Below are 16,589 nucleotides of genomic sequence, written 5' to 3'. Positions count from 1 at the left end.
ATTTCATGCTTTTATTTTTTTTTGATACCTGGTGGTTCAGAGTCTCTCCATGGAACCTCAGGGAGGGCCTGCGCATAATCCTCACTCGGCAAGATGCATCAGGCCACCCACTCCCACCATCTTAAAACGACAGGATTGGCCGAACCCGATAGGCAGTGCTCTTCTTGCCATTGCCCTCCTTTCCACTGCCGAAGTCCCGGATCCATGCGCTCCCTCCATCCTTTGCCGAAGAGCTCCAGTAACCGCTCCTGGTAAACCCCCCCACCATGCTTTTCGCGAGCTGGAGTTTCTTCAGCTCATCCCTGTTCGGCATGCGCCAGTTGCTATAATCGCCAATCGCAAAAGCAGAACACGCAATTTTTGCGTCAGACCAAAAATACAACCCTTTCAATTTTTCATCAGTAGCCGCAGAGTTGCCCGGCAGATCCGATTTGGAAGCAATCAAGCCGTGCTTGCCGGTTGCATCAACATAAAAAATGATCCCTCCGCCATGCTCCTGGCCAATCTTCATCACAGTTTCCTCTCCTGACACAGGCGCCGGTTTTGCTTCTGCAGTTTGACGGGCATCAAGCTCTTGCCTCTCCTTCAGGAGCGCAGCATCCTTAACACTTTTTTCTTTTGAGAGCTCTGCAACAGTTTTCGCAGCCAGCTCTTGTTGTTGCGCACGTTGAACTTCAGCTCTTGCAGCATCCGGCTCGCCTTCAACCGTTTTAATTCTCGCCTGCAGTAGCGAATCACTCGCCGATCCATTGTTTTGACTCGACGGAGGTGGCGCTGTATTTATGCCCGGTACTGTTATTGGTGGAGCTGCAACCTGTTCATTCGGAAACAGTGCTGCGATAATGGTACCAATGCCACCCCTTGATGCAGCGCCTGAAGCCATAATGGCAATTGTGCCAAGCAAACAGAGGAGCAACAGGGCAACTCCCGCCGCCTGCAGCACTCTCTTGTTGACTTTGACCGTCTCGCCCGCCCTGCTGCTGGCAGGGCCACTTCCGCTGAACTGTACGAGCTGAAGCGTAACATTGTCGATGCCGCCAGCACGATTGGCCAGAGCAACAAGCTCTTTGGCTTTGTCATACAAGGCCATCTCCGAACCTAACAGCTCCTGAATCTGATCATCACTGACCATGCCGGTCAGGCCGTCAGTGCAAAGAAGCATGATATCACCCTTTCGCGGATTACAGGGCTTCTGGCAAAGCGATGGAGGCTGCATCCGTTCAAGCCCGAGAGCATTGGTAATTTCATTTTTTCTTGGATGGTTCTCGGCATCTTGCTGACTTATGGCTCCTGCGTCAAGCAGCGATTGGACAAACGAATGGTCTTTGGTGAGTTGGTGGAGGCCATTTTTGGTGTAGATATAGATTCTGCTATCACCGACATGCGCATAATAACCGCAATTATCTCTCAGAAGCAGCACAACACAGGTCGAGCCCATCCCCTTGAACCCTGGATGCTGGTGTGCATAGTCAAGAATGGCCTTGTTGGCGGAGAGCAGCGCCTCATTAAGGGCGTTGAGCGGATTGGCAGAAAACTTGCCATTCAAGCTTGCTATTATTGACTCAACGGCCAGTCTTGAGGCTATTTCACCACCGGCATGACCGCCCATACCATCACAGACAACAACCACTTCACCATTCAGCGTCTCTCTTGTGCCATAATAGTCTTCGTTCACACGCCGCACCTTGCCAACATCGGTCGCGTTTGCTATTTCATAATGCTTGACACTTGTATTCATAGTATTGTTATCTATCTTGACATTACAAAAAGGTGGCAATCTTGCACAACATCACTGGAGAGGCAGATGAAACGGAACCATGATAAAATACATTCTGACGCCACCGATGGTTATAACACACTCTTTGTCGAGATACCCTTCACTTTGCATCTCTCCATCAATGTATGTCCCATTGGTTGAGAGTTCATCCTTGAATAAAAAACGATTTTTTCTGTATAATATTGTCAAATGCTTTCCTGAAATACCAGGGAGGTTTTCTATGACAATATCACAACTCCTGTCGGAGCCAACCAGGTTTCTTCCTTCAAGAAGTTCAAACGATTTTCCCCTTTTTTCAAGGTCATAAGTGACCAGATAACCTACAATTTTTCGCTCATCTGCAGCGTCTGTCACACCCAGTATTTTTGTTCCTTGCTGAGCTCCTGCTGTATTGCCTGTGGTCACAAAGGTATCATGTATTGCTCCCTGACTGGAGGAAACCCTGGTTTTCTCCGGGCCGGAAGATACAGTTTTGTCGATAACAACGGTTTTGTGCATGATATTTGCAGTTTTATTAATTAATGTTGGATCATTTAACAGTGATGTTTTCGGACAGTAGGGACATTCGTTGAATTTTTCAGCATCATATTGATGACCATTGACACATTTTGTAATAGTTGACATGGCTCTAATGGATTACTTTGTTGAGTTGTTAAGGTCGAGGGCATGTTTTGCCAGAATTGCCATATTAAAGGTCTGTGTATTGACAAGCTGCTGATTGTTGACGCCAACAAGCTCTCCTTTTTCATTGAAAATCGGCGAACCACTTGATCCTGGAATGGTGGGGAGGTTGTGGCCAAAGTTGATATCGTCCGCAATGCGTGAAAGCGAACCCTCCTCAAAATTTACTTTCAGTCCATCAGTAGTCTGTCCTAATGCAAAACCGGCCGGGTAGCCAATCATCATCAGCTTCATGCCCGGTTTCAACAACTTTTTATCGGTAACAGCATCATCAAGATGAACATACTCCTTCACCTTCCCCGGCAATGACTTGTTCTTGACCTGAATCATCGCTACATCAAGCTTTTTATCTCCCGAATCCCGCAGGTAGAGACAACCAATCAAGTCACTTTTTGAATTGATATAGGTGTCATTAAGCCCGATTCCAAGATAGAGTGATTTGCCGGAAACGACGACATTGACCTTATTCAAATCATGCAGGGTCGTGATTACGGGCAGCACGTTGATTTGTGCTCCAACCAAATTTCCGATGAGTGCGTTGGATTTATCCTGTTCAAGACGCGCAATCTCTTTAACAATTTCATTGTCGACAAAGGCTTTGACCGCTTTGGTGTTGTCGTCATAAGCCCAGGGAAGGGCAACATGACGGTTTGTCATGATCTTACCATCCGCAGAGATAAAAAAGCCACTGCCAGTTATGGTTATCGGTTCATTTTGTGAGGGATTATAGAGTTCAAACCCTTTATCGGTTTTCGTCATATAGATCTTTTTATCCTCGCCTAAATCAACTTCGTACACATAGTCGTTGTATATGATGACAACTGAATTTCCGTACTTTTCCATCACACCAACCGGCATGATCTTCTCTTTGAGAAAATAGAATCCGACAGCGAGCAGGAGCACAACAGTCGCAGCAATGGCCGGTAGCATGGATTTTTTTTTCGGGACGACGGGATTGTCAAACAGATGGGTTTCCCAGCTCAGCAGATGCCCGTCACCGATAACGATGGTATCGCCCCTCACTATTTTTTTACTGGTGACCGCCAAACCATTGACGGTGGTTCCGTTGGTCGAATGCTTGTCTTTGAGCAACATCTCCCCATTTTTGTAAAGCAGAATCTCTGCATGTTCTCCTGAAACATCCGCATAAGGCAGAACAATGGTATTTGATGCATTTCTGCCGATGCTCACCGTTTTTCTGATTTCACCCATGACCTCCTGATGGCCACGCTCCTTGTCGGGGAGTGCGCCTTTCAGATAGCTCCACACATCAAGCCGGTAATGACTCCCAAGCAGAACCTCATCATCCGGAGTGATAACCACCTCTTCTGCCCCTTGCAGGCGCTTTCCGTTGACAGAGGTGCCATTCATCGATTTTAGATCGCTGATTCTGATGGTACCATCGCTTTCAATCTTGAGGAGCGCATGCACTTTGGAGACATCGCCTTCACGAGGGCTGATAACGATATCATTCTCGGAAGAACGGCCAATTTTAATGATTTTCATGGGTTGGATTTTTTATAGGTTTTTTTATAAAAAATATTCCGGGCAGTTGCATTTTCTTGATCAGCCACAAGAGGATACAACCTGATCGCTTCAGCCATAACCCGCTTGTCAAGGGTTTTCCACCACGGCGGAACTTGAGATGATGAGTTACCTGTCACCTTGAGCTGGTTCCCACCAATAATAGTGATGTTTGATGTCTTGATATTGCGATGGATCAGTTAATAACTGCACCTCATGGCGGAAGCGCACAAGCAGATCATCAAGAGTGGGCAGATGTGGCAGCAACTCCTTGATGGCCACTCTCTGTCCCGTCGCCGGATCAACGCCAAGGTAGACCCGGCTCTTGCCCTCTATACGGTAGTTCAGTATCTGTTGTTCCATATCTCCTTTTTGTGCAACAAGCTGTGGCCATCAGGAAAACACAAGGTAAACAATGCTATTAAACCGGCAAAAAAAGGCAAAAAAAATCCGGTTACTTTTCACAAAAATAACTGACTCCAGGATGAGCCCTTTTCCAGATTACGCTTCGCCGTTTTCACGCTTTATGTGTATCTTGCGGCTATACAATCCGCATTCTGTTATCTGACCATCTCCCGACCATGACTCTGCGCTCATACTTCAATTTCGACACGCATCAGACCAGCTATCGGCAGGAGACGCTTGCTGGCATCACGACCTTCTTCACCCTCTCCTATATCATTATTGTCAATCCGGCCATTCTTGCGGCGGCGGGTATCCCGAAAGGGGCCTCGATGACGGCGACCATTCTTACCTCCATCTTTGGTACCCTGCTGATGGGGCTCTATGCCAAACGCCCTTTTGCCGTCGCTCCATATATGGGTGAAAATGCCTTTGTTGCCTACACGGTAGTGCAGACGCTCGGCTACTCATGGCAAACGGCCATGGCGGCCATCTTTATCAGCGGCATTCTTTTCACCCTGATCACCATCGGAGGGCTGCGCCAATGGCTGGCTGAAGCGATTCCCTCTTCGCTCAAGCACAGTTTTTCAGGGGGAATTGGTCTCTTCCTCGCTTTTCTCGGCCTCAACGATATGGGAGTAGTGACACTCGGTGTCCCCGGAGCGCCGGTACAACTGGGAAATATTGCACAGCTCCCGGTTTTGCTGAGCCTTGGTGGCCTGCTTCTTACCGCAGTTCTTCTTATCCAGCGGGTAACCGGTGCCATTCTTGCTGGTATGGTTGTCACAACCGCAGCCTTTCTTCTGACCGGCCTACTCCCTCTTCCTGCAACAGCGTTCAGTATGCCGCCCTCCATTGAGCCGATCTTCATGAAAATTGACCTGCAGGGGGCGCTGACCTGGGGATTTGCCAGCGTCATCATCAGTGTGCTGGTAATGGATTTTGTTGATACCATGGGTACCCTTTTTGGTTTGTCGTCGAGAGCAAACCTGCTCGATAAAAACGATAATCTGCCGGAGATTGAAAAGCCGATGATGGTCGATGCGCTTTCGACCATCGCCGCATCGCTCTTCGGAACAACAACAGCGGGCGTCTATATTGAATCAGCCGCTGGGATTGAGCAGGGCGGAAAGACAGGATTTACTGCGCTTGTTGTAGCCGCTCTCTTCGCTCTTGCCCTCTTTTTTTCACCCGTACTTACCATTGTTCCGCCCTTCGCCTATGGGCCAGCGCTCGTTGTTGTCGGTATGTTCATGCTGCAATCGGTAACGAAGATGGATTTCACGGACTACAGCGAACTCCTGCCAGCCTTTCTGACCATTACACTCATGATCTTTACCTTCAATATCGGCGTCGGGATCACTGCCGGATTTATTGCCTATGTTGTTCTGAAACTCTTCACCGGAAGAATACGGGAGGTGCGCGGCGGCATGTGGATCCTTGCCGGACTCTCTTTTACCTTCTATCTTTTCTACCCTTACCATTAAACCCCAAAAAGGATGCTGAACGCAAAACTGCGCATAGCCCAGATTGACTGCACACTGGCCAATTTTGACGACAATCTTGCCCAACACTGCGCCCTGACTGAAGAGGCTATCCGTGACGGAGCAGATGCCATCGCATTCCCCGAACTCTCACTCACAGGATACAATGTTCAGGATGCAGCGCAGGATATTGCCATGCATATTGAGGATGCAAGGTTCGACCCTCTGCGGGAGCTGAGCAGGAAAATCTGCATCATCTGCGGCGGCATTGAGCTGAGCAACGACTACGGCGTCTATAACTCTGCACTGATGTTTGAAGAGGGAGTTGGGCAAAGCGTGCACCGCAAAATTTACCTGCCCACCTATGGCATGTTTGAAGAGCTGCGCTATTTTTCTGCCGGTCAGCAGATCAAGACGATAACATCAAAACGGCTTGGCCAGATCGGAGTAGCCATCTGTGAGGATTTCTGGCATGTTTCGGTGCCCTACCTGCTTGCCCATCAGGGAGCAAAGCTGCTCTTTGTACTGATGTCGAGCCCCCTGCGCATGTCGCCCGGAAGCGGCAATCCGGCGATTGTAACCCAGTGGCAGACCATTGCCTCAACGTACTCATTTCTCTTCAGCAGTTATGTTGCATGCGTCAACCGCGTGGGCAATGAGGACAGCTTCACCTACTGGGGCAACTCCTCCGTAACCGGACCGGACGGCACCGTCCTCTGTGCCGCACCGCTCTTCAGGCCGCACATTATGGATGCCGCGATTGATGTTTCTGAAGTTAAACGCGCCCGTCTCCACTCCTCCCATTTTCTTGATGAGGATCTTCGTCTTATCAGCTCGGAACTCAGCGAGATCATCGGACAGGGACGACGGTTATAAACTTATCCCTAAAAAAAAACCGAGCTTTTTCCAGCATGTTCATCAGCGATACTGACACAACAGAGAGCCTTTACTTTCGATTTATTGCAAGAAAACATTTTTTTTAATCCCACAAAAAATACAGCAACAACGGTATTAGCAAGAACAAAAGAAGTTGAAAATTACTTTCTCCATGCAGCACGGGTGTACAGGGCTCAAAAGCAATGAAGCACATAATACCCGAATGCACAGACCAGAGACATACACAAAAAAACGGTCGAACTATTGCCTTTGTTTGCTCATACTGATCCAGGCATCAGTCAATCGAGGTCACATGGAGAGAGCGAAAAAATCAGAGCATGATGAGGCGTCTATATTTCAGCAGCAAATTTATTTTCAATTTCTGAAAAGAGAGGCTCAGGGTACATATAACGTTGAGCTTCAGGATACCGATCAGAGAGAAACTTTATTAACTCTGTACGGAATTCTTGATGAAATTATTTCATCCCGCACCAAATGAGATATCGCACATAAATCAGGCGTTGATGCTGTTATCTCAGGAACCCTATGACGATCAAAGCCAATGTCAAGCGGAGCTGCAATAGCGCCTGGTGTATTATTTGTAGCCCGGGGTAGCACGAATCGAGTTGATAGAACAATCCATCTTCACAATGGAAGTGATACGATCTGCTATGGAAATATGCTCTTCAAGCCTCAGAAACTATCAATAGTTCCCAAGAAAAATCGGCAAAATCTTTAACGAACACTATCTCAAGGCAATTCCCTTATCAAAAGGAAAAACAACCTCTGGAATTCGTAGCATAACTTTTTATGCTAATAAAGCTATCCCGCCGCAAGTGGAGGGGTAGCTGTTTGTTAGATGAAACTGAGCAAACTTTCACAGCAAGCAATGGGGAATTTAACCTCAAGAGAGTATATAGAATAGAAAAACAACATCGGAGCTTCCAGCCTGAGCTACTTCCAATATTTCGTTTTAACTGAACCCGTTACTTATATTCCACTTATCACCACGAGAAAAATGCACTCTTTGATATTATTTTAGAATAGGAAGAAATTAAAATATATTTTACATTGTCGTTGTATCGTTTTGTAACGTCTCATTAATTATCAGTAAAAAATCATGTCAACACTTACAGAAATCCAGGCTCAAATAGCTGATCTTCAGAAACAGGCTCAGGAAATTATCAATATTGAGCGCAAGGCTATTCTTGAGGATATCAAAGCAAAAATGGCTGCCTATAATATCACAATGGAGGAACTTGAAAGAAAAGGGAAAGCTGTAAAGTCTGCACCCAGAAGTCCGTCTCCCATCAAGTACAAAAAAAGTGAAACTGAATACTGGGTAGGCAGAGGACCGAAACCACAATGGGTTAAGGGAATTGAAAGTAATGGCGAGAATATTGAAATCTATCGGGTGCAGGAATAAACCGGGCACTCCCGTTACGACTTATCTTCATTCAGATTAATTCCCACGACCTCAGGCAGCAACAGGAGAAATCCTGTCAATGATTATTCTCAACTGCCGGAGGTCGCAGGTATTAAGTAACTGCTTATTCCTGCCGTCATTTATTGTGCCATGCAAAAACCTGGAGGAGTAAGGTTTTTACGATAAGCTTCGGGTAAAAGCTTCATGGCTGCCAGTGCTTCATCCTCCCTCTCGAAAAGCCCAAAAACTGCTGAACCACTACCGGAAAGGGAGGAAAAGATGCTTCCTGCTTCCAGCAGTGTTAATTTGACTTTGCGAACGGCGGGAAAATGATCAAATACGGCTGGCTCGAAATCATTTTCAAAGGCTGGTAAACCCTCCTTTTTTCCAGAAAGACAAAGCTCTGAGAGCAGTTTTTTCAAATCAGGAAGTTCACGATCAAACCGGGAATAGAAATTCTTGTATGCCCAAACCGTTGCAATGTGCTCTTCGGGAAAAACAGTAACGATATAGTAAGGAAGTGTAAGAGCGAGATCATCAAGCTCATCACCGATGCCTGTCGCATAGGCAAGACCTTTCATAGAGAGAAAATAGGGGACATCGGCACCAAGTTTCACTGCAAGAGCGTGCAATTCGGCAGGGGATGCGTTGACCTTCCAGAGTTCATTGAGCACTCTGAGTACCGTTGCAGCATCACTGCTGCCACCTCCAAGCCCGGCGCCAAAAGGCACCTGTTTTTGAAGCTTCATGGCTATGCCTTTCCGGACAGCGGCAAACTGTTGAAGAGATCTGGCTGCCTTTATACAAAGATTGTTATCGTCAACAGGGAGATCACTATTTGAGCAGCTCATCGAAATCTTTTCGGAGTCACTGAATTCGATGGTATCATACCAGTTGATTGGTGCAAAGATAGTCTCAAGCGTATGGTATCCATCCTGGCGTTTGGCTGTGATGAGAAGACCAAGATTGATTTTTGCAAAGGATTTGACCAAAAGAGGGTGCATAGAAGGCGATTAATATTATATGGATATATTTGGCATATTGAGGAAAGAAAAAATAGAACAGTAAAAGCTGTACAACGATAAACTGCAAACCAATGCTATCTGAAAAGAGGTTACTCCGCATTCGCAAAAGTGCCGCACAACTCTGCATTGCGCTCTCTGTTGCACTCTTCTTTCCAGCCATCCTGTATGCAGCCGAAGAACGTTCCTACGCACGTGAAATCAGGAAGTATGTCGATGAAGATACGGTTTATTTGTTAGAAAATACGCAGCAAAACATAACCCTGCCCTCTGAAAGAATCGTGGTTGAAGCTCTTCTTTGTGAAAGTGGCCCACAGGCAATTGAGCTCTTCCAGAAACAGTTGAGCGATTATCCAGACCCTGCACTTGATCAAATCAGTAACTCACGAATAGCCGCCTACAACCTGGCGCTCAACAGCACTGCCCCGCTGCCAAAGCTCTCACGCCCTCTTCTTTCGGCGAAACCACAAGAGTCTGGTGTGCAGGAAAGTTCGAAGCAACAGCTCGCGTCAATTTCGAGCAAGACAAAGGAAGAAATAACTCCTCGCCCATCACCTGCGCCAGTAAAACCAGCTCAGGAATCAGCACCTCTTCCATCACCTGCGCCAGTAAAACCAGCTCAGGAATTAGCTCTTCGTCCATCACCGGCAAAAGTAAAACCGACTGAAGAATTAGCACTTCGCCCCTCAACTGCGCAAGTAAAACCGATTCAGCAAATATCGCCTCGTCCATCACCAACCACAGTAAAACCAACTCAGGAATCAACCTTTGCAGGAAGTTCCGGTTTTACCCTGCAATTTGGTTATTTCGGAAACAAAGCAAATGCTGAAAATTTGACCAAAAAGATCTCTCTTTACGAACCGGTAGAAATCGTTGAGCAGGGGCAGTTCTATGGTGTTCGATTGAAAAAGTTATATGCCACAAAACAAGATGCTGGTGCATTGATAAAAAAACTGCCCTTCCCGGCTTTTATTGTTCCAGTAAAAAAGACGCAGCAGTGAACCGAAGACAAATCAACCTGATGAAACGAGAGACTACAATTGTCGGGCAATCTCTCCTGATCTCCCAGCTCAAGCAACTTGCTCTCCAAGTCGCTCAAACCGATATCACGGTATTAATAATTGGAGAAACGGGATCGGGAAAAGAGGTTCTGGCACGCTTTATTCATGCAAACAGCCTGCGGGCCGATAAAAGCTTCATCCCTGTCAATTGCGGCGCAATTCCCTCCGGTATTCTTGAATCGGAACTTTTTGGTCATGAAAAGGGGGCGTTTACCGGAGCAGTGCAAAGCAGAAAGGGGTACTTTGAAAGTGCCGACAGGGGCACTATTTTTCTTGATGAAATCGGTGAAATGCCACTTGAAACCCAGGTAAAATTTCTCAGGGTTATTGAGACCGGAGAGTTTCAGCGGGTCGGATCGTCAGAGAGTATTTACTCTGATGCCCGCATCATTGCTGCTACCAACAAAAACATGTATCAGGCTGTCGCGGAAAAAAACTTTCGGGAAGATCTTTTTTACCGTCTGCGTAGTGTTGAACTGCAAATCCCGCCACTACGGGAGAGAGGACGAGATATCCTCCTGCTTGCCGAAAATTTTGTTCATGAATTTGAACAGAAACACAAAATCCTCTTTGAAGGATTCAGCCCGGATACGACAGAGATGCTGATGCGCTATCCCTGGCCAGGAAACGTCAGAGAGCTCAGAAATCTCATTGAATCCCTGCTTGTGCTTGAAAAGGGGAAATATATCACTTCTGAAATTCTTGAACGACATCTGGTGCAGCGAAATCGATACAAAAGCCTGGTTCATGATCCGGCTAAATCAGAAAAAAACGAGCTTCAGGTGATTTACAGTACCATGATGCAGCTTCGACAGGAGGTCAGTGAAATCCGCCAACTTCTTCAGCATCTTGTGCAGACCAGAGCGCTCACTCCACTGTTTCTGCCTGATGTTTCAGCAACACTCCCGCAATTTACCCCTGTCTTGAAACCAGCAGTCGAGGAACACATCCATCCTGCACCACCCAAAGTTCTTCGCTCACTTGATGAGATGGAAAAAAAGTCTATTGCCGAAGCACTTGAATCATGCAATGGAAACAAGAGAAAAACAGCTCTGGCACTCGGCATTACAGAACGAACACTCTATCGCAAAATCAAGGCTTATGGGCTCTGACAGCCAATACATCATAACACACTCTCACCCTTCCGACTCTTTAAAAAAGCACGAAGAAAGATGAGCAGAGAGAGTATTGAAGCCACCTTTGGCAAAAGGTCAGGATGAGAGGTATAAAAGGTCAAGCGACTTTCGAGCGGAACTTCAGCCGTCAGGATCTCCTCCTGCCACCAGGGAACCTCTGCAATGGTACGCCCATACTTGTCGATGACGACCGTGAGTCCGGTATTGGCACATCGCGCCATTGCCCGACGGTTTTCGATACAGCGCAACCGGCCAATGGCCAGATGCTGATAGGGGCCATATGACGTTCCATACCAGCCGTCATTGGTAACAAGGGTCAGCAGCCTGGCTCCTTTTCGGACAAACTCCGTAACAAGAGAGGGGAAAATAGATTCATAACAGATGATATTGGCAAGAACGACCTTACCATTCCGAGAAGAGGAGAGTTCCATAACGGCAGCCTCACGCCCTTTCCCCCACCCTCTGATGCCTGCCAGAGAAAATGTCAGATTACCAAGCCAGGGGAAATAATCGATATAGGGAACACGCTCTGCAAATGGAACAAGGCGCATCTTGCGATAAATTTCAGGCACACTATCAGGGTCTGGTTCAAGCAACATGGAGGCATTAAAGGACTCCGAGGGTTGATTGGGCTTATGAACGACATCGATAAAACCGGTCAAAAGAGCTGTATCCCACTTTCTCAGTGCCAACCGCAACAATTGCTGATCGGCAGCATAGGGCAGATCAAGAATAGAAAACGGAATCGCCGTTTCCGGCCAGATCACCAGCTCAGGCCGGCTTTCACGAACAGCTCTGCCGGTCATACGATAATAGCGCTCCATAATTTCGACGCTGTTATACTCCTCCCACTTGTCATGGGGATTTACATTGGGCTGAACAAGGGTAACCCTGAGTCGCAACTCTTTTTTCGCAGCAATACCTTCCCTGTACATCAGCACTGAAGCATAGATCAGCGGAGCAACAACCATCAGAGCCATCATGGTAACAGAACGAAGGGTATCCCGTCTGCTGCCACTCAAGGCAAGCACCGTGAATACATTGAACCATATGAGCCAGAAACTGATCCCCCATACACCAACAAGATCAGCATACTGAATCATGAGATTCAAATTTGCCTGTGAATTTCCGAGGGTCAGCCATCCAAGTGAGAGATCCTGCTGCATGTAAGCCCATTCCCATGCAATCCAGAGAAAAGGAAGCGAAAATAGCGCAAAACGGTAACCCGCCATTTTTTTAACCGCATAAAATGCAAGGAGGGGAACCGTCAAAAAAAAAGTCTGTGCAAAAATGGTGAGAACTCCTCCAGGCAGAGTTGCCAGACTTACCCACCAGAGACTGATCAGACAGAAAACAAACATCGAGAGGTAAACGCGTCGAAAAAGCTCCCCGGCGTTCTCGACGGAGCGAAGAGAGATGAGCAGCGGAACAAGAGCAATCCAGGCTACCACTTCAAGATGAATGGCGGGATAAGAGGGAAAAGAGAGACCAAGAAGAGTTCCACTCAAGAGGGCCGGGGCGTAACGGGAATGACTCAGTCGGGTTATGTTCCGGGATAATAGACTCATCAAAACGATAAAAAGATTCTAAATTGACGAAAAAAAACAAAAAAAATTCAGATAAACGGAAAAACTATCGGCACTAAATACTATTTCTGGCAACCAGATAACCAAGAGCAACACATTTTACTTTATTTATTGATTTTTATTCTTTAAATTTCTTCCACTCTGTTACTTAACAGGAATAATCTCCATGAAATTTTTTCCTGAAAATATCCAATTTCAACGCCATTAGAAAAAGGAGAACTCATTATGGCTCTTTTCGGCACAAAAGACACCACTACCGCACACTCAGATTACGAAATCGTTCTCGAGGGCGGTTCGAGCTCATGGGGCAAGGTAAAATGTCGGGCGAAGGTTAATGTACCGCCGGCACTTCCCTTGTTACCGGCTGACTGTAACATCAAGATCAATGTAAAACCTCTCGATCCCGCAAAGGGGTTCGTCAGGTTTTCGGCTGTTATTGAGTCAATTGTAGACAGCACAAAAAGCAAGTTGGTTGTAGAGGCTGATATTGCCAATGAAACCAAGGAAAGAAGAATCTGCGTCGGTGAAGGCTCTGTATCCGTAGGCGACTTCTCTCACTCGTTCTCCTTTGAAGGCTCTGTTGTCAATCTCTTCTACTATCGCTCCGACGCAGTCAAAAGAAATGTCCCGAACCCGATCTACATGCAGGGGCGTCAGTTCCATGACATTATCATGAAAGTTCCGCTTGACAATCCCGATGTTATCGACACTTGGGAAGGCACCCTTCGGGCGCTTCAGTCAACTGGCACCTTCAACGACTGGATTCGCGAGTTCTGGTTTATCGGACCTGCTTTTACCGCCCTGAATGAAGGTGGTCAGAGAATTTCAAAAATCGAGGTCAACAGCATCGGCACCCAGAGCGGAGAAAAAGGACCTGTTGGTGTTACAAGATGGCGTTTCTCTCATGGCGGTTCCGGTATTGTCGATTCTATTGCTCGCTGGGCAGAACTCTTCCCTGCTGACAAACTGAATCGGCCTGCATCAGTTGAAGCTGGCTTCCGTTCTGACTCTCAGGGTATTGAGGTTAAGGTTGATGGTGATTTCCCCGGCGTATCGGTCGATGCCGGCGGTGGTCTTCGCAGAATCCTGAACCACCCGCTCATCCCGCTGGTACACCACGGAATGGTAGGAAAATTCAACGACTTTACCGTCGATGCCCAGTTGAAAGTTGTACTGCCAAAGGGATACAAAGTCCGTTATGCAGCACCTCAGTTCCGTTCCCAGAACCTTGAAGAATATCGCTGGAGCGGTGGCGCTTATGGCCGCTGGGTCGAGCATGTTTGCAAGGGCGGTACCGGACAGTTTGAAGTGCTCTACGCTCAATAAGCACGAAATCAGGGAAAACAAAAAAACCGGTCAAAAGCCGGTTTTTTTGTTTTAGCCGAGTAAATGAAGAATATCCTCAATCTCCTCTTTTATCTCTTTCAGCAGCACCATGCGGCGTTCGTCAACCACTCCATGACGATTCTTCTCCTGACCGATCTGTTTCTGCAGCTTCAGAATTTCAGTCGTTTTATGGTCAGTTTCACTATTGCGCAGAACGCCCTTGACTATTTCACTCGCTTTTCCGAGGCGATAACCTTTTTCGTAGACCAGCTCCTTGATATTGAGAACCATAGCAATATCACGGTTGGTATAACGCCTGTTCCCCCGTGTATCCCGCGCCGGAGTCAGCTCATTAAAAAAACCTTCCCAATAACGGAGCAGATAGGCAGGAACACCGGCAATTTTGGCGACCTCACCGATAGAGTAATAATTTTTGATTGCATCAAATGCCATAAGAGCGCAGAAATAAGGGTGAAATTTTGTTTTCCCTATTCTTATTATACATTACTACCGTCACTTCAAAAATTTATGACGGATGAAAAATCTTCTTGGTCTGAAACCTTATCTGTTAAGGTATAAAAAAAATCTCTGGTCTGGCTTTCTCTTCATCATTCTGACCAACCTCTTCGCTGTCATCGCGCCAAAGTACATCGGTCTTGCAATCGATACCATGAATCGGCATTTTGCGCTTTCGGATGTTCTTCGCGATACGGGCCTCTATTTTCTCCTCTCCCTCTTAAGCGGTTTTTTTCTCTTTCTTGTACGCCAGAATATCATTGTTGCATCACGGCATATTGAATATGACCTGAAAAACGACTACTACCAGCATCTGCAGAAGCTTCCCCGCAGTTTTTATAATACCACCAGTACCGGTGATCTCATTTCAAGAGGAACAAACGACCTGAATGCCATAAGAGAGTTCCTTGGACCCGGCATCATGTACTCCCTCAACACCTTCTTCAGACTCTTGTTTGCACTGATTGCCATGATCGCAATCTCTCCAGAACTGACTCTCTTCGCGCTGCTACCCGCTCCTCTTCTCAGCTATTCTGTCTATAAAATAGGCAGTTCCATGCAGAAACGCTCAAAAAGCATCCAGGAGAGCTATGCCGGAATTACCAATCTGGTACAGGAAAACCTCTCTGGCATCAGGGTTGTAAAAAGCTATACCCGAGAATCATTCGAAATCAACCGCTTTGAATGCCTGAACAAAGAGTACTATCGCAAAAACCTCTCTTTGGGAAAACTGCAGGCACTCTTTTTTGCTTTTCTGACCTCCATGACAGCCCTTTCGCTGCTTCCCGTTATCTGGGTCGGTGGTATAAACGTCATTAATGGAAGCATGACCGTCGGCGGGATTGCACAATTTATTGTCTATGTATCCATGCTGAGCTGGCCCATCATCTCAATCGGTTGGGTCACCAGTATTGTGCAGAGAGCGGCATCGGCCCAGATTCGGCTGAATGCAATTTTCAACGCCAAACCCGATGTCGCCGAAACAGAAAATAAGGGCCAAAAAGAGGAGTCTTTCAAGGGGAAACTCTCATTTCGGGATGTACAGTTTCATTATCCCGGTCAGGAGAAAAATCCCATCCTGAAAAAAATAACGTTCGACATTGCTGCAGGATCAAAAGTTGCAATCGTCGGCGCAACAGGTTCGGGCAAAACAACACTGGTCAACCTCATACCGAGGCTCTACGAAACTGTACAAGGGACAATACTCTTTGACGGTCACGACATCCGAAGCCTGCCATTGAAAACCCTGAGGGAACTCATTGGCTTTGTCCCCCAGGTCAACTTTCTCTTTTCCGATACCATTGCCCGCAATATCAACTGGGGAAGTCGTAACGAAGATGCTGATATGGTAATTGAAGCAAGCAAAATAGCGATGCTCTATGGTGATGTTGAAGAGTTCCCTGATGGCTTTGAGACCATGCTTGGTGAAAAAGGAATCAACCTCTCGGGCGGACAGAAACAGAGAGCCTGTATTGCACGAGCCATTGCATGGAAACCCCCTCTTCTGATACTTGACGACGCACTCTCAGCCGTCGACACCGGAACCGAAGCCCGTATCTTTGAGGCTCTTCTGCAAAAACTTCCCGAGACCACCATCCTGCTGATCAGCCACAGAATTTCAACCGTAAAAAACTGTGACCGCATCATCGTACTGAAAGAGGGCTCCATTGTCGAAAGCGGAACCCATGAAGAGCTCCTGCAACAGAAAACCCTCTATGCAGAACTTTACAACCAGCAACTACTCGAAGAGGAGATCTTCTCCCTCTCATAAG

The 16,589-nt window shown here is 46.9% G+C and carries 15 protein-coding genes; 8 read left to right on the top strand and 7 right to left on the bottom strand.

The genetic code is table 11. The features are described 5' to 3' along the window. Positions 1-121: 121 nt before the first annotated feature. From PPHA_RS14525 to PPHA_RS15505, 4 genes are all read right to left on the bottom strand, one after another. On the bottom strand, positions 122-1,738 hold the full coding sequence (locus tag PPHA_RS14525) for a Stp1/IreP family PP2C-type Ser/Thr phosphatase (protein ID WP_012507846.1): 1,617 nt from the start codon (positions 1,736-1,738) through the stop codon (positions 122-124). Positions 1,739-1,789: 51 nt separating this feature from the next. Next, complete coding sequence (locus tag PPHA_RS05295) at positions 1,790-2,401, bottom strand: FHA domain-containing protein (RefSeq protein ID WP_012507845.1); 612 nt, start codon at positions 2,399-2,401, stop codon at positions 1,790-1,792. A gap of 12 nt (positions 2,402-2,413) precedes the next feature. Then, entirely contained in the window at positions 2,414-3,964 is a 1,551-nt protein-coding gene (locus tag PPHA_RS05290) for an FHA domain-containing protein (protein WP_012507844.1), read from the bottom strand. A 147-nt stretch (positions 3,965-4,111) separates the two neighbouring features. Then, a complete protein-coding gene (locus PPHA_RS15505; RefSeq protein ID WP_012507843.1) occupies positions 4,112-4,345 on the bottom strand; it encodes a hypothetical protein in 234 nt (77 codons plus the stop codon). A 218-nt stretch (positions 4,346-4,563) separates the two neighbouring features. Between PPHA_RS15505 and PPHA_RS05280 the strand changes: the two genes are divergently transcribed. The 4 genes from PPHA_RS05280 (at position 4,564) to PPHA_RS05265 (ending at position 8,170) form a co-directional block, all read left to right on the top strand. Next, entirely contained in the window at positions 4,564-5,871 is a 1,308-nt protein-coding gene (locus PPHA_RS05280) for an NCS2 family permease (protein ID WP_012507842.1), read from the top strand. Positions 5,872-5,883: 12 nt separating this feature from the next. Then, the gene (locus tag PPHA_RS05275; RefSeq protein WP_012507841.1) at positions 5,884-6,744 is read left to right on the top strand and encodes a nitrilase-related carbon-nitrogen hydrolase; all 861 of its coding nucleotides are present in this window, start codon (positions 5,884-5,886) and stop codon (positions 6,742-6,744) included. A gap of 313 nt (positions 6,745-7,057) precedes the next feature. Further along, positions 7,058-7,243 carry a hypothetical protein gene (locus tag PPHA_RS15500; protein ID WP_150085600.1) on the top strand — a complete coding sequence of 62 codons (186 nt, stop codon included), beginning with the start codon at positions 7,058-7,060 and terminating at the stop codon, positions 7,241-7,243. Between the two features lie 621 nt (positions 7,244-7,864). Then, positions 7,865-8,170: an H-NS histone family protein gene (locus PPHA_RS05265; RefSeq protein ID WP_012507839.1), complete on the top strand. Its 306-nt coding sequence runs from the start codon at positions 7,865-7,867 to the stop codon at positions 8,168-8,170. Between the two features lie 140 nt (positions 8,171-8,310). Here PPHA_RS05265 and ispE read toward each other — a convergent pair whose 3' ends face one another. Continuing rightward, positions 8,311-9,174 (bottom strand): 4-(cytidine 5'-diphospho)-2-C-methyl-D-erythritol kinase, encoded by an 864-nt coding sequence (gene ispE, locus PPHA_RS05260; RefSeq protein WP_012507838.1) that lies wholly within the window; start codon positions 9,172-9,174, stop codon positions 8,311-8,313. 299 nt (positions 9,175-9,473) lie between these two features. Here ispE and PPHA_RS14520 point away from each other — a divergent pair, with 299 nt between their 5' ends. Further along, the gene (locus tag PPHA_RS14520; RefSeq protein ID WP_190274027.1) at positions 9,474-10,193 is read left to right on the top strand and encodes an SPOR domain-containing protein; all 720 of its coding nucleotides are present in this window, start codon (positions 9,474-9,476) and stop codon (positions 10,191-10,193) included. A 20-nt stretch (positions 10,194-10,213) separates the two neighbouring features. Continuing rightward, complete coding sequence (locus PPHA_RS05250) at positions 10,214-11,365, top strand: sigma-54 interaction domain-containing protein (protein WP_012507836.1); 1,152 nt, start codon at positions 10,214-10,216, stop codon at positions 11,363-11,365. An 11-nt stretch (positions 11,366-11,376) separates the two neighbouring features. On the opposite strand, the gene lnt is transcribed toward PPHA_RS05250, so the two are convergent. Further along, complete coding sequence (gene lnt / locus PPHA_RS05245) at positions 11,377-12,957, bottom strand: apolipoprotein N-acyltransferase (RefSeq protein ID WP_012507835.1); 1,581 nt, start codon at positions 12,955-12,957, stop codon at positions 11,377-11,379. Positions 12,958-13,200: 243 nt separating this feature from the next. On the opposite strand from lnt, the gene PPHA_RS05240 reads away from it, so the two are divergent. After that, positions 13,201-14,301 carry a bacteriochlorophyll a protein gene (locus PPHA_RS05240; protein WP_012507834.1) on the top strand — a complete coding sequence of 367 codons (1,101 nt, stop codon included), beginning with the start codon at positions 13,201-13,203 and terminating at the stop codon, positions 14,299-14,301. Positions 14,302-14,352: 51 nt separating this feature from the next. On the opposite strand, the gene PPHA_RS05235 is transcribed toward PPHA_RS05240, so the two are convergent. Continuing rightward, a complete protein-coding gene (locus PPHA_RS05235; RefSeq protein WP_012507833.1) occupies positions 14,353-14,754 on the bottom strand; it encodes a MerR family transcriptional regulator in 402 nt (133 codons plus the stop codon). Between the two features lie 82 nt (positions 14,755-14,836). Here PPHA_RS05235 and PPHA_RS05230 point away from each other — a divergent pair, with 82 nt between their 5' ends. Further along, positions 14,837-16,588 (top strand): ABC transporter ATP-binding protein, encoded by a 1,752-nt coding sequence (locus PPHA_RS05230; protein WP_012507832.1) that lies wholly within the window; start codon positions 14,837-14,839, stop codon positions 16,586-16,588. Position 16,589 lies beyond the last annotated feature (1 nt).

The sequence above is a fragment of the Pelodictyon phaeoclathratiforme BU-1 genome, assembly GCF_000020645.1.
GTDB lineage: Bacteria > Bacteroidota > Chlorobiia > Chlorobiales > Chlorobiaceae > Chlorobium > Chlorobium phaeoclathratiforme.
Note: the sequence above shows the minus strand (reverse complement) of the source record. Positions and strands in the feature narration are given on the sequence as shown.